27 protein-coding genes and 1 tRNA gene are annotated in these 25,850 nt (G+C 74.3%); 11 read left to right on the top strand and 17 right to left on the bottom strand.

Going from position 1 to position 25,850, the window contains the following annotated elements; genetic code table 11:
* Positions 1 to 7: 7 nt before the first annotated feature.
* A complete protein-coding gene (locus tag VKK44_RS13045) occupies positions 8 to 754 on the bottom strand; it encodes an SAM-dependent methyltransferase (protein WP_343447205.1) in 747 nt (248 codons plus the stop codon).
* A gap of 138 nt (positions 755 to 892) precedes the next feature.
* Here VKK44_RS13045 and VKK44_RS13040 point away from each other — a divergent pair, with 138 nt between their 5' ends.
* The 3 genes from VKK44_RS13040 (at position 893) to VKK44_RS13030 (ending at position 2,558) form a co-directional block, all read left to right on the top strand.
* Complete coding sequence (locus tag VKK44_RS13040; RefSeq protein WP_343447204.1) at positions 893 to 1,774, top strand: universal stress protein; 882 nt, start codon at positions 893 to 895, stop codon at positions 1,772 to 1,774.
* Between the two features lie 104 nt (positions 1,775 to 1,878).
* Positions 1,879 to 2,088, top strand: a complete 210-nt coding sequence (locus VKK44_RS13035) for a phosphatidylethanolamine-binding protein (RefSeq protein ID WP_343447203.1) — start codon at positions 1,879 to 1,881, stop codon at positions 2,086 to 2,088.
* Positions 2,085 to 2,558, top strand: a complete 474-nt coding sequence (locus tag VKK44_RS13030; protein ID WP_343447202.1) for a hypothetical protein — start codon at positions 2,085 to 2,087, stop codon at positions 2,556 to 2,558. Before VKK44_RS13035 ends, VKK44_RS13030 begins: the two co-directional genes overlap by 4 nt.
* On the opposite strand, the gene VKK44_RS13025 is transcribed toward VKK44_RS13030, so the two are convergent.
* The gene (locus VKK44_RS13025) at positions 2,555 to 2,761 is read right to left on the bottom strand and encodes a hypothetical protein (protein ID WP_343447201.1); all 207 of its coding nucleotides are present in this window, start codon (positions 2,759 to 2,761) and stop codon (positions 2,555 to 2,557) included. The two genes, VKK44_RS13030 and VKK44_RS13025, sit on opposite strands and share 4 nt — an antisense overlap.
* A 131-nt stretch (positions 2,762 to 2,892) precedes the next feature.
* Here VKK44_RS13025 and VKK44_RS13020 point away from each other — a divergent pair, with 131 nt between their 5' ends.
* The gene (locus VKK44_RS13020; RefSeq protein ID WP_343447199.1) at positions 2,893 to 3,549 is read left to right on the top strand and encodes a hypothetical protein; all 657 of its coding nucleotides are present in this window, start codon (positions 2,893 to 2,895) and stop codon (positions 3,547 to 3,549) included.
* Between the two features lie 9 nt (positions 3,550 to 3,558).
* Here the strand turns inward: VKK44_RS13020 and VKK44_RS13015 are convergent, their stop codons facing one another.
* From VKK44_RS13015 to fdh, 9 genes are all read right to left on the bottom strand, one after another.
* Positions 3,559 to 3,744, bottom strand: coding sequence for a hypothetical protein (locus tag VKK44_RS13015; protein ID WP_343447982.1), 186 nt, complete (start codon positions 3,742 to 3,744; stop codon positions 3,559 to 3,561).
* 66 nt (positions 3,745 to 3,810) lie between these two features.
* Positions 3,811 to 4,008: a hypothetical protein gene (locus VKK44_RS13010; RefSeq protein WP_343447197.1), complete on the bottom strand. Its 198-nt coding sequence runs from the start codon at positions 4,006 to 4,008 to the stop codon at positions 3,811 to 3,813.
* A gap of 45 nt (positions 4,009 to 4,053) precedes the next feature.
* Positions 4,054 to 4,842 (bottom strand): hypothetical protein, encoded by a 789-nt coding sequence (locus tag VKK44_RS13005; protein ID WP_343447196.1) that lies wholly within the window; start codon positions 4,840 to 4,842, stop codon positions 4,054 to 4,056.
* Between the two features lie 29 nt (positions 4,843 to 4,871).
* Positions 4,872 to 6,635 (bottom strand): selenocysteine-specific translation elongation factor, encoded by a 1,764-nt coding sequence (gene selB, locus VKK44_RS13000; protein WP_343447195.1) that lies wholly within the window; start codon positions 6,633 to 6,635, stop codon positions 4,872 to 4,874.
* A 5-nt stretch (positions 6,636 to 6,640) separates the two neighbouring features.
* Entirely contained in the window at positions 6,641 to 7,933 is a 1,293-nt protein-coding gene (selA, locus tag VKK44_RS12995) for an L-seryl-tRNA(Sec) selenium transferase (protein ID WP_343447194.1), read from the bottom strand.
* Positions 7,934 to 7,954: 21 nt separating this feature from the next.
* Positions 7,955 to 8,050, bottom strand: a tRNA-Sec gene (locus VKK44_RS12990).
* A 45-nt stretch (positions 8,051 to 8,095) separates the two neighbouring features.
* Entirely contained in the window at positions 8,096 to 9,301 is a 1,206-nt protein-coding gene (gene nrfD / locus VKK44_RS12985) for an NrfD/PsrC family molybdoenzyme membrane anchor subunit (RefSeq protein WP_343447193.1), read from the bottom strand.
* A complete protein-coding gene (locus VKK44_RS12980; RefSeq protein ID WP_343447192.1) occupies positions 9,298 to 10,344 on the bottom strand; it encodes a 4Fe-4S dicluster domain-containing protein in 1,047 nt (348 codons plus the stop codon). Before VKK44_RS12980 ends, nrfD begins: the two co-directional genes overlap by 4 nt.
* Complete coding sequence (gene fdh / locus VKK44_RS12975) at positions 10,337 to 13,663, bottom strand: formate dehydrogenase (protein WP_343447191.1); 3,327 nt, start codon at positions 13,661 to 13,663, stop codon at positions 10,337 to 10,339. Before fdh ends, VKK44_RS12980 begins: the two co-directional genes overlap by 8 nt.
* Before the next feature lie 330 nt (positions 13,664 to 13,993).
* On the opposite strand from fdh, the gene VKK44_RS12970 reads away from it, so the two are divergent.
* Positions 13,994 to 14,320, top strand: a complete 327-nt coding sequence (locus tag VKK44_RS12970) for a hypothetical protein (RefSeq protein WP_343447190.1) — start codon at positions 13,994 to 13,996, stop codon at positions 14,318 to 14,320.
* On the top strand, positions 14,317 to 14,967 hold the full coding sequence (locus VKK44_RS12965) for a nucleotidyl transferase AbiEii/AbiGii toxin family protein (RefSeq protein WP_343447189.1): 651 nt from the start codon (positions 14,317 to 14,319) through the stop codon (positions 14,965 to 14,967). The genes VKK44_RS12970 and VKK44_RS12965 overlap by 4 nt, the downstream gene beginning before the upstream one ends.
* A 63-nt stretch (positions 14,968 to 15,030) precedes the next feature.
* On the opposite strand, the gene VKK44_RS12960 is transcribed toward VKK44_RS12965, so the two are convergent.
* Complete coding sequence (locus VKK44_RS12960) at positions 15,031 to 15,435, bottom strand: hypothetical protein (RefSeq protein ID WP_343447188.1); 405 nt, start codon at positions 15,433 to 15,435, stop codon at positions 15,031 to 15,033.
* Positions 15,436 to 15,605: 170 nt separating this feature from the next.
* Here VKK44_RS12960 and VKK44_RS12955 point away from each other — a divergent pair, with 170 nt between their 5' ends.
* Complete coding sequence (locus tag VKK44_RS12955; protein ID WP_343447187.1) at positions 15,606 to 16,649, top strand: winged helix-turn-helix domain-containing protein; 1,044 nt, start codon at positions 15,606 to 15,608, stop codon at positions 16,647 to 16,649.
* 30 nt (positions 16,650 to 16,679) lie between these two features.
* Here the strand turns inward: VKK44_RS12955 and VKK44_RS12950 are convergent, their stop codons facing one another.
* Positions 16,680 to 17,582, bottom strand: coding sequence for an SDR family oxidoreductase (locus VKK44_RS12950; RefSeq protein ID WP_343447186.1), 903 nt, complete (start codon positions 17,580 to 17,582; stop codon positions 16,680 to 16,682).
* Between the two features lie 149 nt (positions 17,583 to 17,731).
* On the opposite strand from VKK44_RS12950, the gene VKK44_RS12945 reads away from it, so the two are divergent.
* On the top strand, positions 17,732 to 19,522 hold the full coding sequence (locus tag VKK44_RS12945) for a bifunctional metallophosphatase/5'-nucleotidase (protein WP_343447185.1): 1,791 nt from the start codon (positions 17,732 to 17,734) through the stop codon (positions 19,520 to 19,522).
* Positions 19,523 to 19,649: 127 nt separating this feature from the next.
* Here the strand turns inward: VKK44_RS12945 and VKK44_RS12940 are convergent, their stop codons facing one another.
* Positions 19,650 to 19,835, bottom strand: coding sequence for a hypothetical protein (locus VKK44_RS12940; RefSeq protein WP_343447184.1), 186 nt, complete (start codon positions 19,833 to 19,835; stop codon positions 19,650 to 19,652).
* A 97-nt stretch (positions 19,836 to 19,932) separates the two neighbouring features.
* Between VKK44_RS12940 and VKK44_RS12935 the strand changes: the two genes are divergently transcribed.
* The gene (locus VKK44_RS12935; RefSeq protein WP_343447183.1) at positions 19,933 to 20,967 is read left to right on the top strand and encodes an NAD(P)-dependent alcohol dehydrogenase; all 1,035 of its coding nucleotides are present in this window, start codon (positions 19,933 to 19,935) and stop codon (positions 20,965 to 20,967) included.
* On the opposite strand, the gene VKK44_RS12930 is transcribed toward VKK44_RS12935, so the two are convergent.
* Positions 20,954 to 22,090, bottom strand: a complete 1,137-nt coding sequence (locus tag VKK44_RS12930) for a geranylgeranyl reductase family protein (protein WP_343447182.1) — start codon at positions 22,088 to 22,090, stop codon at positions 20,954 to 20,956. The genes VKK44_RS12935 and VKK44_RS12930 overlap by 14 nt on opposite strands.
* Before the next feature lie 138 nt (positions 22,091 to 22,228).
* Here VKK44_RS12930 and VKK44_RS12925 point away from each other — a divergent pair, with 138 nt between their 5' ends.
* Positions 22,229 to 22,465: a hypothetical protein gene (locus VKK44_RS12925; RefSeq protein ID WP_343447181.1), complete on the top strand. Its 237-nt coding sequence runs from the start codon at positions 22,229 to 22,231 to the stop codon at positions 22,463 to 22,465.
* A gap of 71 nt (positions 22,466 to 22,536) precedes the next feature.
* Positions 22,537 to 24,015: an MFS transporter gene (locus VKK44_RS12920; protein WP_343447180.1), complete on the top strand. Its 1,479-nt coding sequence runs from the start codon at positions 22,537 to 22,539 to the stop codon at positions 24,013 to 24,015.
* Positions 24,016 to 24,072: 57 nt separating this feature from the next.
* On the opposite strand, the gene VKK44_RS12915 is transcribed toward VKK44_RS12920, so the two are convergent.
* Positions 24,073 to 24,627 carry a hypothetical protein gene (locus VKK44_RS12915; protein WP_343447179.1) on the bottom strand — a complete coding sequence of 185 codons (555 nt, stop codon included), beginning with the start codon at positions 24,625 to 24,627 and terminating at the stop codon, positions 24,073 to 24,075.
* 488 nt (positions 24,628 to 25,115) lie between these two features.
* Entirely contained in the window at positions 25,116 to 25,841 is a 726-nt protein-coding gene (locus VKK44_RS12910; RefSeq protein WP_343447756.1) for a hypothetical protein, read from the bottom strand.
* Positions 25,842 to 25,850: the final 9 nt, after the last annotated feature.

Genomic DNA, 25,850 nt, shown 5'->3' with positions numbered 1-25,850 from the left:
CGGGGACTCAGTCGGCCGGTCGCCACGCCAGCGCGCCGTGGAACGCGTCCGGCACCCGCTCCGGCTCGCCCACCGGCCGCCACCGCGCCACCGGCACCACACCCTCGACCGTCGGACGCCACCGGCCGAGCAGCGGCGGGAACCGCCCGGGCTCGCGCATCCGGAACGCCGGCCCCATCATGGCCAACGCCTCCGGGTACGCGGCGAGCTCCGTGCCGTCGAAGTCGATCGCCAGCCAACTGCCCGGCGCCGCCGCCTCGTAGAGCTCGTCGAGGGTCCGGGCGAGCGTGTCGTCGTCCAGGAACGCGGCCAGGCCGAGGAAGACCACCCCGACCGGTCCGCTCCCCCAGCCCGGCACGAAACGACGCAGTTGGGCCGGGTCGAGCGTACCGATGTCGGTGGCGTCACCGTAGCCGTAGCCGGCCCGGTCGCTGCCGGCCAACAGGCGCTGGCCGAGCGCGACCGTCCCCGGGTCCGCGTCGGTGTAGAGGACGGTCGCCCCCGGCGCCACCTCGTGCACGTTTCCACAGGTCGGCACGCCGGCACCGAAGACGAGGAACTCGCCCACCCCCGCGTCGGCGACGGCCCGCACCGTGCGGCCCAGAAAGGCGCGCAACGAGCGGAAGATCGCCGCGCACGGCCCGTACGCCGCCTCGAACGCGGTCGCCGCCGCCACGTCCACCGGTCGGTGGTCCCGGCCGCCGAGCCAGTGGTCGATCATGCGGGCGGTGCTGGGCCGGTCCGGCTCGACCATCGACGGGGCTCCCTCCCCTGCGCGCTGCCGCCAGCGTACCGACCGGCCGACTCGCGCGGTATCGCCCCGACGCAGCAGCGCCGGCCGCGATACTGGCGGCGCGGGCCGGCGGGGCGGCCGGCGGCGAGGAGGTACGGGGTGAACTCGGCGAACGGCGCGGCGGTGGTGGTCGGCGTGGACGGCTCCGAGTCGGCGTCGCGGGCGGTCCGGCTGGCCGCCCGGGAGGCCGGTCGCCGGAACCGGCCGCTGCGGGTGGTGCACGGCTTCATCTGGCCGCTGCTGCGGGTGCCGGTGTCGGCCCCTGCCCAGGCGCCACCCGGCGCCGGCCTGCGCCACCAGGCCGAGCAGCTGGTCGGCGACGCGGTCGCGACGGCCGAGGCGGAGTGCCCCGGGCTGCGGATCACCGGTGAGATCATCGACGGGGAGGCCGCCGCCGTGCTGCTCGGCGAGTCCCCCAGCGCCGCCCTGGTGGTGCTCGGCGACCGGGGCCTCGGCGGTTTCGCCGCGCTGGTGCTCGGCTCGGTGGCGGTGCAGGTCGCCTCGTACGCCGACTGCCCGGTGCTGGTCGCCCGCGGGACGGTCCGCGACGCCGGCCCGGTGGTGGTCGGCGTGGACGGCTCCCCGCTGTCGCGCGCCGCCGTCGAGTTCGCCGCCGGCACCGCGTCCTCGCGCGGCGCCCGGCTGCACGCGGTGCACGCCTACACGCACCCGGGCTCGACCGGGCCCGGCGACATGCAGCCCCTGGTGCACGACGAGGGCCAGCTCCGCGACGAGGAGGACCGGGTGCTGGTCGAGGCGCTGGCCGGGATCGCGGAGCGCTGGCCGGACGTGCCGGTGACCCGCGAGGTGGCGCACGCCCGGCCGGTGAAAGCGCTCACCGCGGCCGCACGCGACGCCCAACTGGTGGTGGTGGGCCGGCAGGGTCGCGGCGAGTTCACCGGGCTGCTGCTGGGCTCCGTGAGCCAGGGGCTGCTGCACCACGCCGACTGCCCGGTGGCGGTGGTCCGCGCCCTCGACTGAGCGGCGGCGCAGCGGTGCCCCGCGCCCGCGGCGTCCGGCCACGGTTGGGCCCGGCCCGGGCGGGTAGACGGGGCGGACAGCCACAGCGACCGGAGGAGGCGGCGATGCCAGGACCACGGCCGGGCAGCAACGCGTACGACAAGCAGCGGGCACGGTTGCGCGACCGCATCGAGCAGTCCGGGCGGGCCGCCGACCAGGAGGCGAACCAGGTGGCCAACCGGATCCTGCAGGACGACCGGGGTCAGCGCGGCGTCGTCCGGGGCGAACGGACCTACGGGCCCAAGGGCGAACGCGAACCGGGCGACCCGAAGTGAGGGCGGCACCCCTTGTCGACGGCGCCATTGCGGGCGCCGTCGGCAGTGCCGTGCTCAACGTGGTCAGCTACCTGGACATGACGGTGCGGGCGCGTCCGGCCAGCAGCACCCCGGAGACGACGGCCGGTCGCCTCGCGGACGTGACGCACGTCGACCTCGGGCCCGCCGAGGCGGCGGCGAACCGCCGCGCCGGTCTCGGGCCGGTGCTCGGCTACGCCACCGGCATTCTCGCCGGCGCCGCGTTCGGCCTGCTCGCCGCGCGACGCCGGGTGCCGCTGCCGCTGGCCGTGACGCTGCTCGGCGGCGGCGTGATGGCCACCTCGGACACCTCGATGACGCTGCTCAAGGTGACCGACCCGCGCACCTGGCGGCGGGCCGACTGGGTCTCCGACCTGGTGCCGCACCTGGCGTACGGGCTGACGGCCGCAGCCACCTGGCGGAGGCTGCGGCCGTCGTCGCCCCGCGGCTAGCGGTCGCTGTCGTCCTCGGCCACCGGCTCGCCGGCCGGGCCGTACGGCGACACCTGGCCCTTGGGCACCGGCCGACCGGCGTCGGCGTTGGAGGTGCCCCCGCCGCGTGAGCGGTCACCGCCGCCGACGGCGGACTTCCGGCTGTCCTGACTGGTCGCGCCGAGATCGTTGCGGCGCAACTCCTCCTGCTGGGGCTTGACCACAGGTCTCTCCCTTCCCGGTGGGAGCGCGTGGCCGTCGACCACGCACCCTGACCCGGGGTACCCGTCGCCGCCCGACGCATTCCGATGTCGCCGCGGGGTCTGGGCCGGCCCCGGGCGGGTATCCCGGTCGAATGCCGGACGATCGGAACGTGGCGCGGGCCCTGCTGGACCGGCAGTCCCGCACGTACGCGGAGGAGGCCGGGATCACGCTCGCGGACCGGCCCGGCCCGCTCTACCAACTGCTGGTGCTCACCACGCTGCTGAGCACCCGGATCCGGGCGAGCGTGGCGGTCGCCGCGGCCCGGGAGCTGTTCTCCGCCGGCTGGCGGACCCCGCAGGCGATGGAGGCGGCGAGCTGGCAGGACCGGGTCGACGCGTTGGGCCGGGGCCACTACCGGCGCTACGACGAGCGGACCGCCACCATGCTCGGCACCGGCGCCCGACTGTGCCTGGACCGGTGGCACGGCGACCTGCGCCGGCTGCACCGGGAGGCCGGCGCGGAGCGGACGGTGCTGCGCCGGTTCCTCACCGAGTTCCCCGGCATCGGCCCGACCGGGGCGGACATCTTTCTGCGCGAGGTGCAGGCGGTCTGGTCCGACGTGCGCCCGTACGCGGACCGTCGCACGCTGGCCGGGGCGCGGCGGTTGGGCCTGCCGGCGAATCCGGGCAGCCTGGTCGGCCTGGTCGGGGAGGCCGACTTCGGGCGGTTGGCCTCGGCGCTGGTCCGGGTGGCGCTCGGCGAGGAGTCGGCCGGCGAGGTGAGCCGGTCGGCCGCGGCGGCCCGCTGAGCCGGCGGGCTACTTCGCCGGGCCGGGCCGGGTCAGGTGCCAGGCCAGCAGCGAGGCGAGCAGCGCGAGCAGCACCACCCCGCCGGAGACGCCACCGCCCTCCCCGCCGCTCGCGCGGTGCCCGGTGGCGCCGAAGTAGATCACCGCCAGCCCGGCGAGCACGGTGACGAACGTCCGCATGCCTCGGTCCTTCACGCCCCGGACGGTACGGCCACCGGCGGCGGCGACGGACCGGTTCGCCCCGGTTGTCCCCCGTCCGGGTCAGTCCGTCATCAGGTCGTCGAGGGAGATGGCGTGGGTCATCAGCCAGCGGGCCAGCGCGGCCATCCCGAACAGCCACAGCGGCGCCGACTCGGTGGTGCCGTTCGTGGCGAAGATGGCGAACCGCAGGTCCGGGGCCCGGTACGCCTCGATCCGCCACTTGTGGTTCTTGTCCCGCCAGACCGCGGAAGGGTCCATGGCGTCACGGTAGGTGACCGGGCCGGGCCGTCGTCGCCGGTTGGCTCACCCGCCCGGAACGACGTACCCGCCGAGCAGCATGCGGAGCACCGCCACCGCGATCGACACCGCGATGCCGCCGACGAGCCACCAGCCCAGCCCGGCCCAGCCGGTGCGGCGCGGCCGGGCGGTGGGCACGTCCGCGCGCCACCGTTCCCGGTACGCCCAGGCGAGCGCGCCGAGGCCGAACGGCAGCAACCCGATCCAGAACCAGTACCAGCGCGTCCCGAGCACCGGTGGCGGGCCGGCGACCAGCGCGAGCAGCCAGCCGACGCCGATCACCAGGGCGAACAGCGCGGCCGTGGTCGCGATCGTGTCGGCGCGGGTGTCGCCGCCGTGGGTGGTGGCGTCCCGGGCCCGAGGATCGGCCAGCGGGTCGGGGTCCGGGGCGGGCCACCGGGCGTCGTCGCCGGCGGTCGGGGCGCCGCTGGCCGGGGTGGCGTCGCCGGCGTCCGGGTCGCCCTCGACGGAGCCGCCGTCCGGGACCGACGCGGGCACGTAGGCGTAGCGGAACTGGCCGTCGGGACGGGCCCAGACCACCGTCGAGCCGCCCTGGGCGTACCGGGGCTCGGGGCGGCGGGCCCACGGGCCGGAGTCGTCCCACCCGTCGGCCCGCGCGATCGTCAGCACCCGGCCGGCGGCGAGGTCACGTTCCAGTTCGGCCGCGTCGACCGAGCGCGGGGCCGACCACCAGGCGAGCGCCGCCCAGGCCAGCCAGCAGAGCAGCACCGCCAGCGGAAACACCCGGTTCAGCCACGCCCGGTCGGCCCGCATGGCGCGACGCGCGTCGGTCATGCCGCCACCCTGCCATCCCGGCGCAACGCTCAGCCCGGCCGGCGGACCACCTCGCGGGCGTCGTCGGGCAGCCGGCGGGTGAGACCGCGCCGGTCCAGCAGCTCCAGCAGCGGCACCGCCACCCGGCGGGTGGTGCCCAGCGCCTGCCGGGCGGCGCTGAGCGTGAACGGCTGCGGCAGCCCGGCCAGGACCCGCGCCGCGTCGTCCGGCGCGCCGGGCAGCAGCACCACGTTCTCGGCCAGTTTGAGCAACGCCCCGGCCCGTACGGCCGCGCCGATCTCCTTCGGGCCCAGGCCGAGGCCGGCGAGGTGGTGCGCCTCGGGCGCCTGGAACGGCCGGTCACCGTACTCGGCGCGGACCTTCGCCACCGCGCGGGCGACCGGGTCGGGCAGCGTCCCGGCCGGGGCGGGGGTGACCAGGCCGGCGTGCAGCCGCAGCGGCGGGCGCAGCAACGCGGTCACCAGCGCCCGGTCGGGCAGGCCGAGGCGGTGGCGCAGCGCGTCGACCGGCACGCCGGCGGCGAGCGGGTGCTCGGCGGCGTACCGGGCGACCTCCTCGGTGAGCCGGCGGCCCAGGTCACGCCAGTGCTCGGGGTCGGCCAGCCAGTCGCCGGCCACCGGCGTGGCGGCCGGCGGCACGCCCATCCGGGTGAGCTGCCCGGCCCGGACCAGCCGCCGCCGGCGCAGCTCGCCGACCGGGTCGGGCCGCCCGTCCAGCCCGGCCAGCACGGCGGCGCGGGCGGACGCCGCGCCCCGGCGACGCAGCGGCGGCGGGTCCACGTCCAGCACCGTCACGCCGCCGGCCACGTGGTGCCGGCCCGGGTCGCGCAGCAGCGCCCGGTCGCCGACCAGCAGCGGCAGCGGGCGGGCCAGACGCAGTCGTACCGTGTCCGGGCCCAACGGCCGGACCCGCGCCGGCACCGCCGCGGAACCGACGTGCAGCGTGAGGGTGGCCGGCAGGTCGGCGGCCGGGTCGCCGGCCAGCCGCACGTCGAGCAGGTCGGTGCGGCCGAACCGGCCGGGGCTCAGCAGCGCGTCGCCGCGTCCCACCCGGTCCCGGGGCAGGCCGCGCAGGTTCACCGCCACCCGCGCCACCGCGTCGACCTCGCGGTACGCGGCGCCCAGCGCGTGCAGGCCGCGCACCCGCACCGGCTCGCCGGTGGCGGCGAGTTCGAGTTCGTCGCCGACGCGCAGCCGACCGCCGCCGAGCGTGCCGGTGACCACCGTGCCGCTGCCGTGCACCGTGAAGGACCGGTCCACCCAGAGCCGGACCGGGGCGTCGTGGGCCGGGTCGGGCAGCTGGGCCACCAGGCGGTCCAGCGCGGCGCGCAGCTCGGGCAGACCCGCGCCGGTGACCGCGGAGACCGGCACCGCCTCCACCTGGCCGAGCGAGGTCGCGGCGATCTCCTTCCGGGCCCGCGTCGTCGCCGGCGCCGGGTCGGCCAGGTCCGCGCGGGTCACCGCCAGCAGCCCGTACGACACGCCCAGCGCGTCCAGCGCGGCCAGGTGCTCGGCGGACTGCGGCATCCAGCCCTCGTCGGCGCCGACCACGATCAGCGCGGCCGGCACCGGCCCCACACCGGCCAGCATGTTCGGCACGAACCGCTCGTGCCCGGGCACGTCGACGAACGCCAGCGTGCCGCCGGAGGGCAACGTGGTCCACGCGAAGCCCAGGTCGATGGTCATGCCCCGGCGGCGTTCCTCCGCCCAACGGTCCGGTTCCATCCCGGTCAACGCCCGGACCAGCGTCGACTTGCCGTGGTCGACGTGCCCGGCGGTGGCCACCACCCACACGGCGCTCAGCCCGCCACGCGCAGGATCGCCGCGTGCACGCGGTCGTCGGCGGCGGCCGGCACGGCCCGCAGGTCGAGCAGGAGCCGGCCGCCCAGCACCCGGCCGAGGATCGCCGGCTCGCCGGTGCGCAGCGGCACGGCGTAGCGCTCGGGCAGGCTCAGCGCCCACGAGTCCAGCTCCACGCCGGGCGCGCCGCCCCCGCCGACCACCGCGGCGGCCGGCACCACCTCGGCCTTGCAGCCGTCGGCGCCGAGCCGGTCCCGCAGCCGTTCGGTCCGGGCGCGCAGCCGGCCCGGGTCGGCGTGCAGCGCCGCCCCGGTGGGGGTGGCCGGCGCGTGCAGGGTGGCGGCGAGCGCGGCGAGGGTGAGCTTGTCCACCCGAAGCGCCCGCGCCAGGGGGTGCCGGCGCAGCTGCTCGACCAGCTCGGCGGCACCGAGCAGCAGGCCGGCCTGCGGCCCGCCGAGCAGCTTGTCGCCGCTGGCGGTGACCAGGTGGGCGCCGGCGCGCAGCGTGCTCGCGGCGTCCGGCTCGTCGGGCAGCAGCGGGTCCGGCCGGAGCAGGCCGGAGCCGATGTCGGCGACCACCGGCACGCCGAGTGTGGCCAGTTCCCCGACCGGCACCGCCGAGGTGAAGCCGGTGACCACGAAGTTCGACGGGTGCACCTTGAGCACGAAGCCGGTACGCGGGCCGATCGCGGCGGCGTAGTCGGCCCGGCTGGTGCGGTTGGTGGTGCCCACCTCGCGCAGCCGGGCCCCGGTGCTGGCCAGCAGGTCGGGCAGGCGGAACCCGTCGCCGATCTCGACCAGCTCACCGCGGCTGACCACGATCTCCCGGTCGGCGGCGAGCGCGGTGGCGGCCAGCACCAGCGCGGCGGCGCCGTTGTTGACCACGTGCACGGCGGCGGCGTCGGGCACGGCGGCGGCGAGCGCGTCCAGCGCCTCCCGGCCGCGCCGGGCCCGCCGGCCGGTGGTCAGGTCGAGTTCCACGTCGGTGTGGCCGGCGGCGGCGACGAGCGCGTCCACGGCGGCCGGGGCGAGCGGGGCCCGGCCCAGGTTGGTGTGCAGCACCACGCCGGTGGCGTTCAGCACCGCCCGCGGCGTACGCCGGGGCAGGTCGGCCAGCGCGGCGTCGCGTACCGCCTCGGGGGTGATCTCGCCGCGACGGGCGCGGTGCTGGGCCGCGACGACGGCGGCCTTGACCCGGTCGCGGCCGAACGTGCCGGCGGCGGCCGTCAGCGCCGGGTCGGCGAGCAGCGCGTCGGTGCGCGGCACCCGCCGACGCGGGTCCACCTCACGCATCGGCGCTCCCCCGGGATGATGTGGCGGAGACGGACGGGAATCGAACCCGCCTGGCCCGGATCCCGGACCACACCGGTTTTGAAGACCGGGAGGGGCACCAGCCGCCTGAACGCCTCCACGCAGCAGTCAACCACAGCGGCCCACCTGCCGCCCGGTGAGGTGTCAGGCCCGCCGGTCGGCGCGCTCGCGCTGCGGCACCACCGTGTACTTCGGGTCCCGTGCCGAGGCGACCCCGCCGTGGAAGATGCCGAAGCGGGTGCAGACGGCGGCGGCGAGCAGCGCGCCGCCGGAGGCCGCGGACAGCAGCCGGCTGCGGCGGCCGACCAGCGCGCCGGCCACCCCGGCGGCGGTGAGCACGCGGCCGGCGCGCAGCAGCTTCCCCGGCGTGCCGTCGGCGTAGGGCTCGCTGAGCAGGCCGAGCCGGTTCTCCACCCGGTGCGCGCCCCACAGCTCCAGCGCCGCGCCGGCGACCGCCATGCGTCGCGCCGGGCCGGCCTGCGCGGGCGGCGCGGCCAGCAGCCCGACGCCGGCGCCGCTGGCCAGCGCGCTGCCCGCGAAGATGACCGGCAGTTCCGGGTACGCCTCGTGCCACGACGGCACCGCCGTGTCGGCCAGCAGCACCCCGGTGTACGTGGCCAGCGCCGGCGCGGTGACGGCGGCGACCGGCCCGGCCGCGTGCCCGGCCGGGGGCAGCAGCCGGCGGCCCAGCCCGAGCACCCCGCGCTCCGGCAGGCGGGGCGCGCCCTCGGCGATCGCGGCCAGGCCGGCGGCCGGGCCGAACACGCTGAGGATCCAGGTGCCCACCGACATCGGCGAGGTCACCTTCGCCACCCGCAGCATGTGGTGGAACCGGCTGGGCCGGCCCAGGTCGTTGATGAGGAAGTACGCGCTGGCGCTCACCGCCGCCAGCGACGCGACCCGGCCGCCGCGGCGCAACGCCGGGCGGCCTGTGAGCTGCCCGCCGGCGGCCAGCAGCGAGGACCCGGCGGCGAGCCCGCCGGTGAACAGGTACGCGGCGATGTCCCACCGCCACACCGGTGGCTTGAGGACCGGCCGGCCGTAGTAGGAGGTGAACTCCGCCGGGGGCACGTTGAGCTGCTCGCCGCCCCGGCCGCCGCGTCGGCGGCCGACGGTCGGCGCGGCGTCGCGGGGCGGGTGCGGGGTCAGCCCCGCGTCGTGGGCGCCCGCATCGGTGCGACCGACGCCCGGCCCGGTGCCGGTGGCCCGGCTGTCGCTCTCGCGGCCGGTCGACACGAGCGCGCGGCGCTCGCCGGTGGCCTGCCGCGGCCCGGCGGCGGAGGTCCGCTCGGCGGCCAGGCGCTCGCGGAAGCGGCGGAACAGGGCACCCACCGGACGGTCCGGGTTCACGACGATCCTCCGACGAACGCGGCGACGGTCGCCGCCGCCATGGCCAACGCGGCCAGGCCGGCCCGCTTCCACATCTTCGGCAGGTCCCGGGTGGTGACCACCGGGTCCGGCGGCAGCCCGTACACCTCCGGCTGGTCGAGCAGCAGGAAGAACGCGCCGTCGCCGCCCACCCCGTCGGTCGGGTCGTGGCCGTAGAGCCGGGCCTCCGGCACGCCGCGTTCGTGCAGCGTGGCGACCCGCTCGGCGGCCCGCTCCCGCAGCTCGTCGAGCGGCCCGTACTGGATGGACTCGGTGGGGCACGCCTGCGCGCACGCCGGCGTCATGCCCGCGCCCAGCCGGTCGTAGCAGAGCGTGCACTTCCACGCCCGGCCGTCGTCCTTGCGCTGGTCGATCACGCCGTACGGGCAGGCGGAGATGCAGTAACCGCAGCCGTTGCAGATGTCCTCCTGCACCACGACGGTGCCGAACTCGGTGCGGAACAGCGAACCGGTCGGGCAGACGTCCAGGCAGGCCGCGTGCGTGCAGTGCTTGCAGACGTCGGACATCATCAGCCAGCGGAAGTCGGTGCGGCTCTCCGCGCCGGTGCCCCGCCCCGGTGGCTGCGCCCCGGGCATGCCGAGGAACTCCGGCCCGGCCGCCATCCGCGCCGCCGGCTCGCCGCGCCCCGCCGGCAGTCCCGGGTTCGTGCCGGTGTCGGTGGCCGTGCCGGCGCCCACCGCCGCCGATGCCGGGCTGCCGGCCGTCGGGCCGGTGGGGTCGCCCGCGAACGGCGGCGTCCGGTGCCCGGCCGGGCGGGGCTGCTCGATGAACGCCACGTGCCGCCACGAGTTCGCGGTCAACGCGCCGGTGTTGTCGTACGACATGCCGAGCAGGTCGAAGCCCGAATCCGGGACGCCGTTCCACTCCTTGCAGGCGACCTCGCACGCCTTGCAGCCGATGCAGACGCTGGTGTCGGTGAAGAAGCCCATCCGGGGCGGCGCGGCGACCCAGCCCGCGTCCGGGGCCGGGTCGAGCGGTCCGTACAGGCTGTTGGCGTCAGGCATGGTCTTCTCCGTCGCGCGCCGCGGCCTCGGGCGTCTGCTCGTCGGTGCTGCCGGCCGCGTTCTCGCCGCCCAACACGTCGGTGGTCACGATCGGCACCTTCCGGTCCGCCGTCATCCCGGCCCGCCGCTGGTAGTCACCGACCAGGTCGAGCAACGCCGGCCCGGTGGGCCGCCGGCCCGGCCGGATGTCACACGTGCCGATCTTGCTCTCCTGGATGAGCACGTTCGGGTCCAGCGTGATGCCGAACAGGTCGTTCGCCGAGTCGCCGGTGACCAGGCCCTCGCTGCCGAAGTGGTAGGGCAGCCACACCTGGTGGATGATCCGCCCGTCCACCCGCAGCGGGGTGAGCCGGTCGGTGACCAGCACCCGCGCCTCGATGGCGGCCCGCCCGCTGATCAGGTGGGCCCAGCCGAGATGCGCCAGCCCGACCTCGGCGGCCAGCTCCGGGGACACCTCGACGAACATCTCCGGTTGCAGCTCGGCCAGGCGCGGCACCGTCCGGCTCATCCCGCCGGCCGTGTGGTGCTCGGTGAGCCGGCTGACCGTGAACACGTACGGGAAGACCTCGCTGTGTGGCTCCGGGGGGCTCGGGTTGATCCGGTTCACCGGGTGCTCGTAGATCTTGCGGGTCGGGTTGGCCTGCTGCCCGTAGAGCGGGTTGCGCATCGGCGACTCGGCCGGCTCGTAGTGCGTCGGCAGCGGGCCGTCGAGGACGCCGCTCGGCGCGTACAGCCAGGCCTTGCCGTCGCCCTGCATGACGAACGGATCGTCACCGGCGAGCGCCTCCGGGCCGGAGGCGTCGTCCGGCGGCCGGTACGACGGCGGTTTGGTCTTCTCGAAGTCCGGCACGTCGTAGCCGGTCCACTCGCCGGCGTCCGGGTCCCACCAGACGTACTTCTTGCGGTCGCTCCACGGCCGGCCCTCCGGGTCGGCGGACGCGCGGTTGTAGAGCGTGCGCCGGTTCGCCGGCCAGGCCCAGCCCCACTCGGCGGCCACCCAGTCCTGCTCGTGCCGGGAGATGCGGCGGGCCGCCTGGTTCACCCCGTCGGCGTAGACGCCGGTGTAGATCCAGCAGCCGATCGCGGTGGAGCCGTCGTCCTTCGCCTCGGCGAACGCGTTCAGCGGACGGCCGGTCGCGACGTCGTAGCCGTTGATCTCCCTGAGCACCGCCTCGGCGCTCGGCTCGGCGTGCACGCCGTGCGTCGGATAGTCCCAGGTCAGATCCAGCAGCGCGCGGTCGCGGGGCGTGGTGGAGCCGGCCAGCTTCTCCCGCAGCACCCGGCCGAGGTGGTAGAAGAACCACAGCTCGGAGCGGGCGTCGCCGGGCGGGTTGACGGCCTTCTCCCGCCACTGCAACAGCCGCTGGGTCTGGGTGAAGGTGCCCTCCTTCTCCACGTGCGAGGCCGCCGGCAGGAAGAACACCTCGGTGCGGCACTCCTCCGGCACGATCTCCCCGGTGGCGATCTCCGGGCTGTTCTTCCAGAACGTGGCGCTCTCGATCAGGAACAGGTCGCGGACCACCAGCCAGTCGAGGTTGGCCATGCCGAGGCGCTGGGCCCGGCCGTGCGCGGAGCCGACCGCCGGGTTCTGGCCGAGCAGGAAGTAGCCCTTCACGTGCCCGTCGATCATGTTGAGGACCTGCTGGTACGTCCCGTGGTCGCCGGTCATCCGGGGCAGGTAGCCGTAGCAGAAGTCGTTTTCCGGCGTGGCCGCGTCACCCCAGTACGCCTTGAGCAGGCTGGCCGCGAACGCGCCCGAGTTGCCCCAGAAACCCTTCTGGCCGGGGTGCCGGATGCTGTCCACCCACTTGTCGAACGTCGGGTGGTCGGCGTGGTGCGGCATCGGCAGGTAGCCGGGCAGCAGGTTGAACAACGTCGGGATGTCGGTGGAGCCCTGGATGCTGGCGTGCCCGCGCAGCGCCAGGATGCCGCCGCCCGGCCGGCCCATGTTGCCCAGCAGCGTCTGGATGATCGACCCGGTGCGGATGTACTGCACGCCGACGCTGTGCTGCGTCCACCCGACCGAGTAGACGAGCGCGCCGGTGCGCTCCCGGCCGGAGTTCTCCGTCCAGGCGCGGGCCAGCTCCAGGAACTTCTCCTCCGGAATGCCGCAGACCCGGGCCACCATCTCCGGGGTGTAGCGGGCGAAGTGCCGCTTGAGGATCTGGTAGACGCAGCGCGGATGCCGCAACGTCTCGTCCCGCCGGGTCTGCGCCGGCACCGGCTCGCCGTGCGACTCGTGCTCCAGCCCGGAGGCCGAGTCACGCTCCTTGCCGGTGCCCCGGACCTTGGTGTGCTCCTCCTGCCCCTCGTACTGCCAGCTGACGTGGTCGTAGGAGCCGGTCTCCGGGTTGTAGCCGGAGAAGAGACCGTCCAGGTCCTCGGTGTCGGCGAACTGCTCGCTGACGATGGTCGCCGCGTTGGTGTACGCCAGCACGTACTCCCGGAAGTCCAGCTCGTTGTCCAGGATGTACCGCACCACGCCGCCGAGCAGCGCGATGTCGGTGCCCGCCCGGATCGGCAGGTACGTGTCGGCGAGCGCGCTGGTGCGGGTGAACCGCGGGTCCACGTGGAAGACCTTCGCGCCGCGCTTCTTCGCCTCCATCACCCACTGGAAGCCCACCGGGTGGGCCTCGGCCATGTTCGAGCCCTGGATGACGATGACGTCAGCGTTGGCGAGGTCCTGCTGGAAGTCCGTCGCGCCGCCGCGACCGAAGCTGGTCCCCAGACCGGGGACGGTGGCGGAGTGTCAAATGCGCGCCTGGTTCTCGATCTGGAGTGCCCCCATCGCCGTGAACAGCTTCTTGATGAGGTAGTTCTCCTCGTTGTCCAGCGTCGCGCCGCCCAGGCTGGAGATGCCCAGCGTCCGGTTGAGCGGACGACCGGCGTCGTCGACGTCCTCCCAGGTCTCGTCGCGGGCGGCGAGGATCCGGTCGGCGATCATGTCGAGCGCGACGTCGAGGTCCAGATCCTCCCACTCCGTCGCGTACGGCCGGCGGTAGCGGACCGTGGTCTGACGCAGCGGACTGGTCACCAGGCTCTTGCTGGCGGAGCCCTTCGGGCAGAGCCGGCCGCGGGAGATCGGGCTGTCCGGGTCGCCCTCGATCTGGGTGACCCGGCCGTCGGCGTGGAAGACGCGCTGCCCGCAGCCGACCGCGCAGTAGGGGCAGACCGAGCGGGCCATGCCGTCGGCGGTCTCGGTGCGGGCGGTCAGCTCGGCGGACCGCGCCGAGCGGGCGGCGACGCCGCGCCCCAGCGGGTCGGTGCCGGTGAGTTGCCGGTAGACCGGCCAGCCCTGGATGAACGTCTTCAGACCCACCCGGGCACCCCCTCCACACTGCGAACGGCTGACCCTAAGCACACTAGGCCAGCCGTCCGGCGCCCGCGAGCCGAGCGCGAAACAGCGCCGCCCCGACCGGAAGGTCGGGGCGGCGCTGGGCGTCGGTGTGCAGGTCGCCTCTCGGCGAGTGGCGCGACGCGGCTCCAGCCGAACGGAATTCCGCGAAGGCAATTTAGGTGAGGCCCGGGGACACTGGTCACACCGACGCTCTGCACAACGGTACCGGGGAGGTCCTTCTTCCGCCGGTCGTCGTGACGCCGGTCACCGACGATGGCGCCCGGAAGGCCGGGCACGGGTTACCCTGAGGCCATGTCGGCCGCCGCCAGCGCGTATCTCGCCCGTCCCGGGCGTCCCGCCGTGGTCGCGCGCACGCTGGACGAGCTGGCCGGGCCTACCGTCGGCATCGTCGAGCTGCCGGTGCGCCTGATGTGGAACAGCGAGCGCGCCTTCGACCTCGCCGACCCCGACGAGCTGCTCTGGATGTACGAGAACGTGCTGCGCGAGACCAGCCGGGTGGAGGACCTGCGGGAGTTGATCCACGCGGGGACGCTGCGCCGGGTGTGGCCGCTGCTCAACCTGCCCCGGGGCGTCCGCCTGGCCTGGGAGGGCCGGCACCGGAGTCTGCGTACCGCGTGACGCACCCGCACGACTTCTACCGGGAGGTGGCCCGGGTGGCGCTCGCCGCCGCCGGCCCGCACCGCTTCGTGCTCGGCGGCGGCGTGGCCTGGGCAGCGCACGGTCTGGTCACCCGCCCGACCGAGGACGTCGACCTGTTCGCCGACGTGGAGGGCGCCGCCGCGGCGGCGGCGGCCGACGTACGCGCCGCGCTGGAACGGGCCGGCTACCGGGTCGACGACGCGGACCCGGGCGGCCTGGGCGAGGTGTTCGACGGCTTCGACCGCGACCTGCGGGACTTCGTGGTGAGCCGCGGCGACCGGCGGATCCGGCTCAGCCTGGCCCGGTTGGACCGGCACCGCAGCCCGGTGGTGATGGACTTCGGCCCGGTGATGGACGTCCGGGATCTGCTCGCCAACAAGACCGCCGCGCTGGTCAACCGCCGGGAGGTCCGCGACTACATCGACGTCGCCGCCGCGCTGGACCGGTACGCGGTGGCCGAGCTGCTGGAGCTGGCCCGCCAGGTGGACCCGGCACTGGAGGAGGAGGACGTCCGGGCGGCCGGCCGCTACCTCGACGGGCTGACCGACCGCCGGTTCACCCGCTACGGCCTGGACGCGGCCCGCATCGCCGAGGTGCGCCGCCGGATGTCCGTCTGGCCCCGCTGAGCGAGCGTCACCGCCGACGGCCGGGGCACCGGAACTCCGCCAGCCCGGTACCCCGGCACCCGGTCAGCACGGAACGGCGGATCCCAGGTCGCTGAGGTAGGCGTCGGCGAACCACCCCTCCTGAGTGGTGCCGGCGATCCGCCCGTAGGTCCAGCTCGAATACGAGCCGTTCGGGCCGGTGACCGCGCTGCCGTATTCGAAGCAGTGGTAGTAGATCTTCGTGCCCCGCGCCGCCTGCCCGAGGGAGTCGCAGTGCAGGTAGGGGCCGGAGCGACGGGCCAGAGCGCTCGCGTTGACGTATCCGAAGTCGGCGTCTCCGTTGTAGTGCCCGTAGTTGCACAGCTCCATCGACGCGACATCGGCCTGCCGGGACGCCCCGGCGGCGGCGCTCGCCGGTGCCGCCACCGCGAGGCCCGCGATCGTCGTCAGGGCCGCGGTGGCGACGGACACTCCGCGCTTGATCTTCATCTGATGGTCCTTCCCTGGGTGGGTGTCGGACGGCGCCGGTGGGGTGCCGACCTTCTCAGAGCCACCATCGGGGTGTCGGGAAGGCGATGTCGCCTTGTTTCGGGGCAGATCGAAGGAGGACTATTCGAGCAAGTCGGTCGAACGCCACCTGTCCACGAGGAGCGTCCCGCATGGTCTACCGGATCCACTTCACCATCGACGACCTGGCTCGCACCCGGATGGTCGAGTCGCCACGACCCCTGACGGAACTGGTCCTGGCAGCGTGGGCCCTGCGACGCCGGAGCCAGCCGGCCCGCCTGGCCGCCTGGCGGCAGCAGGTCGTCACCCGTCTGCCGGCGCGGGCGCGCATGGTGTTCGACCTCGCGCCCATCGGTGGTTACACACCGTGTTTCCTGTCGCCCACCCGGCCTGTCGACGTGAAAGAACAACTGGAGTGGGTCCGGCGCACACCTCGATCGCGGATCGACGACCAGATGACCCGTTTCGCCGAGCACCGGCCGGTACCCGGCTGGGCACGCCGGCTCGGCGACGATCCGACGGTGCTGCAACAACTCGTCGACACCCTCGGCGAGCTGCACGGCACCATGATCGAGCCGTACTGGCCCCAGGTGGAGGCCCAGGTCGCGGCGGACAAGGCGGTCCGGGGGCGGGACCTCCTCGACGGCGGCCTGAACCGCCTGCTGAGCGGACTGTGCCCGCCACTGATCCGCTGGGCCCCACCCGTACTCCACGTCGCCACGGCATCCCGGGCCGACCTGGATCTACACCTGGGCGGACGTGGGCTGTTGCTGATCCCGTCGGTGTTCGGTCACCAGAGTCCCACCGTCAGCGACGACGTCGCCGGGGACGTCCCCTGTCTCAGCTACCCCGTCGGCTACCGGGGCGCTCCGCTGGGCCAGGTCGGACAGACCGACGACGCCAGCAGACCCCCCACGCACGTCGCCGCGCTGCTGGGCCGCACCCGCGCCACCATCCTCCACGCCGTCGCCGAACGACCTGGCCGTTCCACGAACGAACTCGCGGCGGCGACGGGCGTCAGCCCGTCCACCGCCAGCGAACACGCGACGGTGCTGCGTACCGCCGGGCTCATCGTCACGGCGCGCCGCCGGCAGACCGCGTTGCACGTACCGACCCAGGCCGGCATGTCGCTGCTCCAGGCCGCGCCCGGGCATGATCACGCGAATTCGCGCGAGGCGGATTCCGCCGCCCGCTGAGCGACGGGCCGGGACGGACCGCCGACCGGGTCACTTCGTCGGCTTGCCGCCGGTGACGCCGAGGATCTCCCCGGTGACGTAGCTGGACTCCTGGGAGGCGAAGAAGACGTACGCCGGGGCCAGCTCGGCCGGCTGGCCGGGGCGGCCCATCGGCACGTCGGTGCCGAACTGCTGCACCTTCTCCGGCGGCATGGTGGCCGGGATCAGCGGGGTCCAGATCGGGCCGGGCGCGACCGCGTTGACCCGGATCCCGCGCTCGGCCAGGTTCAACGCTAGCGCCTTGGTGAAGTTGGCGATGGCTGCCTTGGTGGTGGCGTAGTCGAGTAGCTGCGGCGACGGGTCGAACGCCTGGATCGACGAGGTGTTGATGATCGCCGAGCCCTCCTTCAGGTGCGGCACCGCGAACTTGCTGAGCCAGAACATCGCGTACACGTTGGTCTTGAACACCCGGTCGAACTGCTCGGTGGTGATGTCGTCGATGCCGTTGTCCTGCGCCATCTGGTAGGCCGCGTTGTTGACCAGGATGTCGATGCCGCCCAGGTCGGTGACCGCCCGGTCGATCAGCTCCCGGCAGTTCGCCTCCTCGCGCAGGTCGGTGCGGACCGCCACGCCCCGGCGGCCGGCCCGCTCGATCAGCCCGACCGTCTCGCGGGCGTCCGCCTCCTCCTCCTCGCCCAGGTAGGAGACGAGCACGTCGGCGCCCTCCCGGGCGAACGCGATGGCGACGGCGCGGCCGATGCCGGAGTCACCGCCGGTGATCACCGCCCGATTGCCGGCGAGCCGGTCGGCGCCCCGGTACGACTCCTCGCCGTGATCCGGCTTCGGGCCCATCTCCTGCGTCGAGCCGGGGGTGGACTGCTGCTGAGCGGCCTGCCCCTGCTGCTGGCCGTACTGCTCGGTGGGGTCCTGCGGGGTGTACTGGTCCTCGGTCATATCAGCGCCCCTACCCCGGCGGGTCCCCGGAAAACAGCGGTGGGTGACGGGATCGGAAACATTTGGGGGTGTTGTGGCGTGCGTGACAGCCGGTGGTTATGGTGCGCAGCGGCGCCCACGAGGCGCGTACCCCCATGGAAAGGCACCTCATGACCTCCTCCTCCGGCGCCTCGCGCCGCCAGGTGCTGGCCGTCGCCGCCGCCGCGGCGACCGCTCCGCTGCTCGCCGGCGCGCCCGCCGAGGCGAAGCCGAAGCAGCCGAAGACCTGGGACCTGACCGTCCTCGGCACCTCGGACACCCACGGCAACGTCTACAACTGGGACTACTACAAGGACGCCGAGTTCGACGACAGCAAGCACAACGACGTCGGCGTCGCGAAGCTGGCCACCCTGGTCAACCAGATCCGGGCGGAGCGCACGGGTAAGGCGACGCTGGTCCTGGACGCCGGCGACACCATTCAGGGCACGCCGCTGGCCACCTACTACGCCAAGCAGGAGCCGATCACCAGCACCGGTGAGACGCACCCGATGGCAGGCGCGATGAACGTGCTGCGGTACGACGCCGTCACGCTCGGCAACCACGAGTTCAACTACGGCCTGCCGCTGCTGGCCACCTGGATCAAGCAGCTCGGCTTCCCGGCGCTCGCCGCGAACGCGATCAATGAGAAGACCGGCAAGCCGGCCTTCCTGCCGTACGTGATCAAGGAGGTCCGGCTCGGCGGGCACGGCGCGCCGAAGCTGCGCGTGGGCATCCTCGGCCTGACCAACCCCGGCGTGGCCATCTGGGACAAGGCCAACGTCGAGGGCCGCCTGGTCTTCGCCGACATGGTCGCCACCGCCGCCAAGTGGGTGCCGGTGATGCGCCGGCGCGGCGCCGACGTGGTCATCATCTCCGCCCACGGCGGGGACAGCGGCACCTCCAGCTACGGCCCCGAGCTGCCGAACGAGAACCCGACCGCGCTGATCGCCGAGCAGGTGCCCGGCATCGACGCGATCCTCTTCGGTCACGCCCACAACGAGGTGCCGGAGAAGTTCGTCACCAACCTGAAGACCGGCAAGGCGGTGCTGACCTCCGAGCCGTCGAAGTGGGGCCAGCGCCTCACCCGGATGGACTTCACGCTGACCCGGGAGAAGGGCTGCTGGAAGGTCGTCGACTCGTCGGCCACCACGCTGAACACCAACACCGTGGTCGAGGACCCGGCGGTGCTCGCGGCCGTGCGCGGCCAGCACGCCAAGACGGTCGAGTACGTCAACCGGGTGGTCGCGCAGTCGAGCGTGGAGCTGTCCGCCGCCGAGTCGCGCTACAAGGACACCCCGATCCTGGACTTCATCAACCACGTCCAGACCGAGGTGGTCACCGCGGCGCTGGCCGGCGGCGCGTACGCGGGCCTGCCGGTGCTGTCGATCGCCGCGCCGTTCAGCCGCACCGCGGTCTTCCCGCAGGGCGACGTGCGGATCCGCGACGTGGCCGGCCTGTACGTGTTCGACAACACGCTGGAGGCGGTCGTGCTGACCGGGGCCGAGGTGAAGGCGTACCTGGAGTACTCGGCGAAGTACTTCGTCACCGTCCCGGTGGGCGCCACGGTCGACCCGGAGACGATCAGCGACCCGGCTGTGCCGGACTACAACTACGACGTGTTCTCCGGCGTCGACTACGACATCGACATCTCCAAGCCGGTCGGCCAGCGGATCACCCGCCTGGTGCTGGCCGGCACCGACACGCCGGTCGCGACCGACGCGCAGTTCGTGGTGGCGGTGAACAACTACCGGCGCAGCGGCGGCGGCAACTTCCCCGGCATCGTGAAGACCCAGGTCTACAACGCGCAGCAGGAGATCCGCCAGCTGCTGATCGACTGGGCGCAGGCCAAGGGCACCATCGACCCGGCCGACTTCTTCGTGCCGAACTGGAAGCTGGTCCGCGAGGGCGTACCGGTCTTCTGATCCTCGGGCGAGGGCCCCGGCGTCGCGCCGGGGCCCTCGCCGCGTCCCAGCGTCCAGATGCCGTACGCGACGGCGGCGCCGGAGCAAGCGTCGGCAGGTCGGTCGAGGCGTCTTCGTGGCGTGCGTGTCAGCCCCCGGCGCGCAGGTGCCACTCCGACTCGCCGCCGACCGGGTCGGGCCGGCCCGGGGGGACCTCGGTCTCGGCGGACTCCATTCGTTCCTCCGGACGCACCGGGGCGGGCAGCTCGCCGAAGCGGACATGCCGCAGGAACGCGTACTCCTCGTCGGTGAACGACGCGACCGGTTCGCTCATGCCCGCATTGTGCGCCCGCCCGCCCCGCGCCGGTATCAACCGTGACGGTGCGGGTATGCCGCCGCGACGGTCGTCGGCGACGAGGTGGGAGGGCGCCATGCGCGCGGTACGGATGACCGCTCCGGGGGTGCTGGAGCTGACCGAGGTGCCCACGCCGGAGCCCGGACCCGGCGAGGTGCTGCTGCGCGTCGGCGCGGTCGGCGCCTGCCACTCCGACCTGCACATCCTCGACGCCGAGGCGGGGGTGTTCCCCACCCCGATGACGTTGGGCCACGAGATCGCCGGCACGGTGGAGGCCGCCGGTCCCGGCGTGGACGGCTGGTCACCCGGGGACCGGGCCGCGGTCTACGGCATCATCGGCTGCGGCCGGTGCCGGGCCTGCCTGCGCGGCGAGGAGAACCGCTGCCGGGTCACCCCGGTCGGCGGCATCGGGCTCAGCCGCGACGGCGGGCTGGCCGACCACGTCGTGGTGCCGGCGTCCCGGCTCCTGCACGTGGGCGACATGGACCTGACCCAGGCCGCGCCGCTGACCGACGCCGGGCTGACCCCGTACCACGCGGTGGAGCTGGCCCGGCCCCGGCTGCGTCCCGGCACCACCTGCGTGGTGATCGGCATCGGCGGGCTGGGGCACATGGCGCTCCAGATCCTGCTCGCCACCACCGCGGTGCGGATCGTCGCGGTGGACACCAGCGTCGCCGCGCTGGACCTCGCCGACCGGCTCGGCGCCCACCACGTGGTGCGGGCCGGCGCGGACGCGGTGGAGAAGATCCGCGAGCTGGTCGGCCCGCCGCCGGACGGCGCGGACGTGGTGCTCGACTTCGTCGGCGCGCAACCCAGCCTGGACACCGCCCGGCAGGTCGTCGCCACCGGTGGTCAGCTGCTGCTGGTCGGCCTGGCCGGTGGCACGTTGCCGGTCCGGCCGGTCGCCGACGCGCCGCCCCCGGTGCCGTTGGAGACCGGCGTGGTGGTGCCGTTCTGGGGCACCCGCGCCGAACTCCAGGAGGTCATCGCGCTGGCCCGGGACGGCCGGCTGCGGGCCGACACGCAGACGTTCCCGCTGGACGAGGCGCCGCAGGCGTACGAGGCGTTGCGCCGGGGCGACATCCACGGGCGGGCGGTCATCGTCCCCTGACCGGGGGCAGACGGTCGATCAGCGCCAGCCCGGCCCGCACCGGCCGCCGGTCGAGCGCCTCGGCGAAGCCGACCCGCCCCTGACAGAAACGGACGAACATCCGCCAGCCGGACGGGCTGGCCAGCATCGCGTGGAACACGTCCGGTCGCCGCTCGAACGCGTCCAGCAGCCGGTGCCCGGCCCGCATCTCCGGCGTCAGCAGCCGCGCCACCTCCCGCGGGTACGCGTCCAGGTCACCGGCGGCGACCGCCGCGCCGGCCAGCCGGCCGGAACGCAACGCGTAACTGATGCCCTCCCGGCTCCACGGCTCCAGCAGGCCGGCCGCGTCGCCGGCGACAAGCACCCGGCCGTGACGCAGCGGGGAGTCCTCGGCGCGGCAGCGGGTCAGGTGACCGGAGTCGTGCTCGGGCGCGACCCCGGACAGCCCCAACCGGGCCACGAAGTCCCGCAGGTAGGCGCGGGTCCGCTCGCCGTCGCCGCGGGCGGAGATGACGCCGACGGTCAGCCGGTCCCCCTTCGGGAAGACCCAGGCGTACGAGCCGGGAACCGGGCCCCAGTCGAGCAGCACCCGGCCCCGCCACCGGTCCCGCTCGACGGCGGGCACCGGCAGCTCCAGTTCCAGCCCCAGGTCGACCTGGCGGAAGCGCACCCCCACGTGTCGGGCGGTCACCCCGGAGGAGCCGTCCGCGCCGACCACCGCGCGGGCGCGCACCACCTCGCCGTCGGCCAGCCGCAGGCGTACCTCGTCGGGGTCCTGCTCCACGGCGCGGACCGTGACCCCCTCGCGGACCTCGACGCCGGCGGACACCGCGGCGGCACGCAGCCGGTCGTCGAACTCCTCCCGGCGGATCATCGTGACCACCGGCGTGGCGTGACGGCGGGTGAACGCGCGTCGCCCGTCCCGGGTGAACGTGACCCGGTCGACCCGGTCCTGCGCGGGCACCTCGATCACGTCGCCGGCCTCGGCCAGCGACGTGCCGATCAGGCCGCCGCCGCACGTCTTGTACCGGGGGTGGGTGGCCCGCTCGACCACCAGCGTGCGCACGCCGGCCCGGGCCGCGGTGCGTGCGGCGGAGAGTCCGGCGGGCCCGCCACCGACCACGACGAGATCCCAGATGATCACGGATGCAGCCTAGGGCACCGGCGGGCCGGACGGCCCGGCACGACCCTCGATCGGGTGGGCATCATCGCCGGCCGCCCGGGTAAGCGCCGGTTGCCGACCGTCCGGCGGCCGGGCGGTCCACGCCGAGGAGGGAAACCGATGCCGCAGGTCCAGTTGTCCGCGGTCGAGGAGCGGGTCTACCAGGCGGTCACCGCGCTGGAGGTGCGGGGACACGTCCCCTACCCGGATCTGATCGCCGAGGAGGCCCAGATGACCGAGGAGGAGCTGCGCGAGCCGCTGCACACGCTCACCGAGCGGGGACTGCTGCACCGCGAGGACTCACCGATGACAGGCCTGGACTTCGGGCCCCGGTGGTGCGCGCGCCAGACGGCCTGACCGCGTCGTTTGCCCCACCGGGGTCCGGGTAGCGATCGGGGATGCGTGATCGACGGTCTGTGGGGGGCACGATGAGCGGGAACCGGCCGTCGGCGGACACCGGGTACGACGACCGGCGACGCTGGCGGGCGCTGAGCGTCGGCCTGGTCGCGGCGTTCATGACGCTGCTGGACGTCAGCATCGTCAACGTCGCCGTCCCGTCGATCGACCGGGCGCTGCACGCCACCCCGAGCGACCTGCAATGGGTGCTGTCCGGGTACGCGTTGACCTTCGGCCTGGTGCTGGTGCCGGCCGGGCGGTTCGGGGACGCGCGCGGCCGGCGGACCGCGTTCGTGGTCGGGGTGGGACTGTTCACGCTGACCAGCGCGCTCGCCGGGCTGGCCACGTCGGCGACCTGGCTGATCGTCGCCCGGCTCGTGCAGGGCGCCGCGGCTGGCGTGGTGAACCCGCAGGTCAGCGGCATGATCCAGCAACTGTTCCGGGGCGCCGACCGGGGGCGCGCGTTCGGGCTGCTCGGCGCCACCATCGGCATCTCCACCGCGGTCGGGCCGCTGCTGGGCGGGCTGCTCATCCAGCTCGGCGGCGCCGAGCACGGCTGGCGGTGGGTGTTCTTCGTCAACATCCCGGTCGGCATCCTCGCGATGGTGCTCGGCTGGCGGCTGATTCCGGCCCGGCCCGCCGGCCAGCCCGACCGGCACCGGCTCGACCCGGTCGGCGTGCTGCTGCTCGGTGCCGGGGTCACCGTGGTCCTGCTGCCGCTGGTGCAGCGGGAACAGTGGCAGGGCTCGACGAAGTGGCTGCTCATCCCGCTCGGCCTGCTGCTGCTGGCCGGCTTCGCGCTCTGGGAACGCCGGTACGCCCGGCACACCACGCCCCTGTTCGACCTGCGGCTGTTCGGGCTGCGCTCGTACACGCTGGGCTCGCTGATCGGGCTGGTCTACTTCGCCGGCTTCACCGCGATCTTCTTCATCTTCACGCTCTATCTCCAGATCGGGTTGGACTACAGCGCGCTGGTCGCCGGCCTGGCGATCACCCCGTTCGCGCTCGGCTCGGCGGTCGCCTCCGCGCTGGGCGGACGCGTGGTGACCCGGTACGGCCGACCGCTGGTCGCGATCGGACTGTTCGCCGTGGTGGTCGGGCTGGTCGCCACCGACCTGGTGCTGACCGGCGGGCCGCACCAGAACGTGCCACTGCGTACCGCGTTGCCGCTGCTCGTCGCCGGGCTGGGCAGCGGCCTGGTGATCGCGCCCAACCAGACGCTCACGCTGTCGGAGGTGCCGGTGCCGATGGCCGGCAGCGGCGCCGGCATGCTCCAGACCGGACAACGGATCGGCTCGGCCGCCGGCATCGCGGCGGTGGGCGCGCTGTTCTTCTCCACGCTGGCCGACAACCGGGGCGACTGGTCGGTGGCGTTCCGGCACTCGCTGCTGCTGGCCGCCGGCATCATCGTGCTGGCGCTGGTAGCCGCCGTGGTCGACATCATCGCCGGCCGCCGCCGGAAGGAGGGGCCCCCTGTTCACGCCTCCGGTAGAGGAACGGGCCCCGCTTGACACGTACGGCGCGCTGAAGGCCGGCACCCGTTACCGGGTGCCGGCCTTCATGCCGTCTTAGCTGTTCCAGTACTTGGCGACCAGGTCGGTGGCCTGCTTCTCCCACTGCGCGTACGCATCCGGGTAGGCCGACACCTGCACGGTCTGGGCGGCCTCGGTCAGCGGCATGTCCTGCCAACCGTCGACCTGCTTCAGGCCCTTCAGGAACGCAAGCGTCGAGTACTCGGGATCGGTGATCTGCTCGGCCGTACCCCAACCACTGGACGGACGCTGCTGGAACAGCCCCAGCGAGTCGTGGTCATTACGGTCGCCGAGATGGCCCAGGTTCTCCAACTTCGACTCCTGCAAGCTCGTCGCGATCGAGATGACCGCCGCCCGCTCCGGCAACCCGGCCTTCTTCGTCGCCGCGATGATCGCCTTCACGTTGGCGGTCTGCTCGTCGTCCAGACCGATCGTCGACTGCTCACCCTGCACCGCGGCAACCGCGACCGGCTTACCAGCCGTGGCGGCGTGGGCGGTGTCGGCGTGCGCGGCGATCGGACCGGCGAACACACCACCGGTAAACGCCAGACCAGCAATACCCAGAACGCTCTTACGCAGAATCGTGTTCACGAGGAGGCTCCATTCGGGGGTCGACACACCCCCGGGGGTGGGGGCGCGTGGCACCGTCAGGCGCACAAGAAAGGTTCACGGGGGATCCGGCTACTCACGGGGCAGGGCCTCTACGCGGCGCCGGAAGACTGTCCAACGACCGGGGGCCCACCATCATTCCCGGCGGGGGGTCGGCGGCGCGGGGGCGCTCGCCTTCCTCGGCCGTGCACCGGGATACAACGCCGCGACCCCCCGACCCATTCCACCGCCAGGGTGCCACCCACCACCCCGAAACCAGACATTCCACCCACCCGGCACACTCAGTGACACACCACCGATGCCCACAAACCGCCCCAGACGCCCATGGCGATCCACCCGCCGACGATCGACCACGAGTGGAACGCCACGGTCCGGACATTCCGTGACGCGCCGCCGGCCGGTCGGCGGTCGGCGGCGGAGAGACGGACCGGCCGGCCCCGCATCGGGGCCGGCCGGTTGTGGACGACGTGTCACCAGAGCTGCTGGACGATGTCCGCCGCCTGCTCCTCCCACTGCGCGTACGCGTACGGGTAGGCGGACACCTGGACGGTCTGGGCCGCGCTGGTCAGCGGCAGGTCCCGCCAGCCGCCGACGTTCTTCAGCGCGCCGAAGAACGCCTTGCTGGCGTACTCCGGGTCGGTGATCTGCTCGGACGTGCCCCAACCGGACGACGGGCGCTGCTGGAACAGGCCCTCCGAGTCGTGGTCGTTGTACGCGCCCAGGTGACCCAGGTTGTACAGCTTGGACTCCTGGAGGGAGGTGGCGACGCCGATCACGGCGCCCCGCTCCCCCACGCCGGTCTCCTTGGCCGCCCGGACGATGGCCTTGGCGTTGTCGAGCTGCGCGTCGTCGAGCGGGATGCGCGACTGCGCGCCTTCGACGCCGTGCGGCATGAGCTTCTCCCGGGCGGGCCGGTCGGCCTTCGTGGGCACCTTGTCGCTGCCGGTGGTCAGGCCGGACTTCGCCGCCTCGGCGGCGGTCTTCTTGCCGGTGGCGAGGTCGATGGCGGCCTTGGCGCCGGCGTGGGGTCCGCTGGTCACCGGCGCGGCGACGGCGGTGGGCGCGAAGGCCAGTCCGCCCAGGGCGGCCACGCCCGCGACGGTGAGTGCGGCGCGGCGGTTCTGGGCGACGGCGGTGGTCCTCGCGACGGCGGTCTTCGCGATGGCGGGGAGCCATCGAGTGAGGTGCTGCTGCACGATGGTTGC

The organism is Micromonospora sp. DSM 45708, from assembly GCF_039566955.1.
In the GTDB taxonomy this organism is placed as follows: Bacteria; Actinomycetota; Actinomycetes; order Mycobacteriales; family Micromonosporaceae; genus Micromonospora.
Note: the sequence above shows the minus strand (reverse complement) of the source record. Positions and strands in the feature narration are given on the sequence as shown.

Coding starts and splice junctions, on each gene's coding strand:
- VKK44_RS13045 (WP_343447205.1), bottom strand. CDS start 754: ATGGTCGAGCCGGACCGGCCCAGCACCGCCCGCATGATCGACCACTGG.
- VKK44_RS13035 (WP_343447203.1), top strand. CDS start 1,879: ATGCCAGGACCACGGCCGGGCAGCAACGCGTACGACAAGCAGCGGGCA.
- VKK44_RS13020 (WP_343447199.1), top strand. CDS start 2,893: ATGCCGGACGATCGGAACGTGGCGCGGGCCCTGCTGGACCGGCAGTCC.
- VKK44_RS13010 (WP_343447197.1), bottom strand. CDS start 4,008: ATGGACCCTTCCGCGGTCTGGCGGGACAAGAACCACAAGTGGCGGATC.
- VKK44_RS13005 (WP_343447196.1), bottom strand. CDS start 4,842: ATGACCGACGCGCGTCGCGCCATGCGGGCCGACCGGGCGTGGCTGAAC.
- selA (WP_343447194.1), bottom strand. CDS start 7,933: ATGCGTGAGGTGGACCCGCGTCGGCGGGTGCCGCGCACCGACGCGCTG.
- VKK44_RS12980 (WP_343447192.1), bottom strand. CDS start 10,344: ATGCCTGACGCCAACAGCCTGTACGGACCGCTCGACCCGGCCCCGGAC.
- VKK44_RS12970 (WP_343447190.1), top strand. CDS start 13,994: ATGTCGGCCGCCGCCAGCGCGTATCTCGCCCGTCCCGGGCGTCCCGCC.
- VKK44_RS12960 (WP_343447188.1), bottom strand. CDS start 15,435: ATGAAGATCAAGCGCGGAGTGTCCGTCGCCACCGCGGCCCTGACGACG.
- VKK44_RS12955 (WP_343447187.1), top strand. CDS start 15,606: ATGGTCTACCGGATCCACTTCACCATCGACGACCTGGCTCGCACCCGG.
- VKK44_RS12950 (WP_343447186.1), bottom strand. CDS start 17,582: ATGACCGAGGACCAGTACACCCCGCAGGACCCCACCGAGCAGTACGGC.
- VKK44_RS12945 (WP_343447185.1), top strand. CDS start 17,732: ATGACCTCCTCCTCCGGCGCCTCGCGCCGCCAGGTGCTGGCCGTCGCC.
- VKK44_RS12940 (WP_343447184.1), bottom strand. CDS start 19,835: ATGAGCGAACCGGTCGCGTCGTTCACCGACGAGGAGTACGCGTTCCTG.
- VKK44_RS12935 (WP_343447183.1), top strand. CDS start 19,933: ATGCGCGCGGTACGGATGACCGCTCCGGGGGTGCTGGAGCTGACCGAG.
- VKK44_RS12925 (WP_343447181.1), top strand. CDS start 22,229: ATGCCGCAGGTCCAGTTGTCCGCGGTCGAGGAGCGGGTCTACCAGGCG.
- VKK44_RS12920 (WP_343447180.1), top strand. CDS start 22,537: ATGAGCGGGAACCGGCCGTCGGCGGACACCGGGTACGACGACCGGCGA.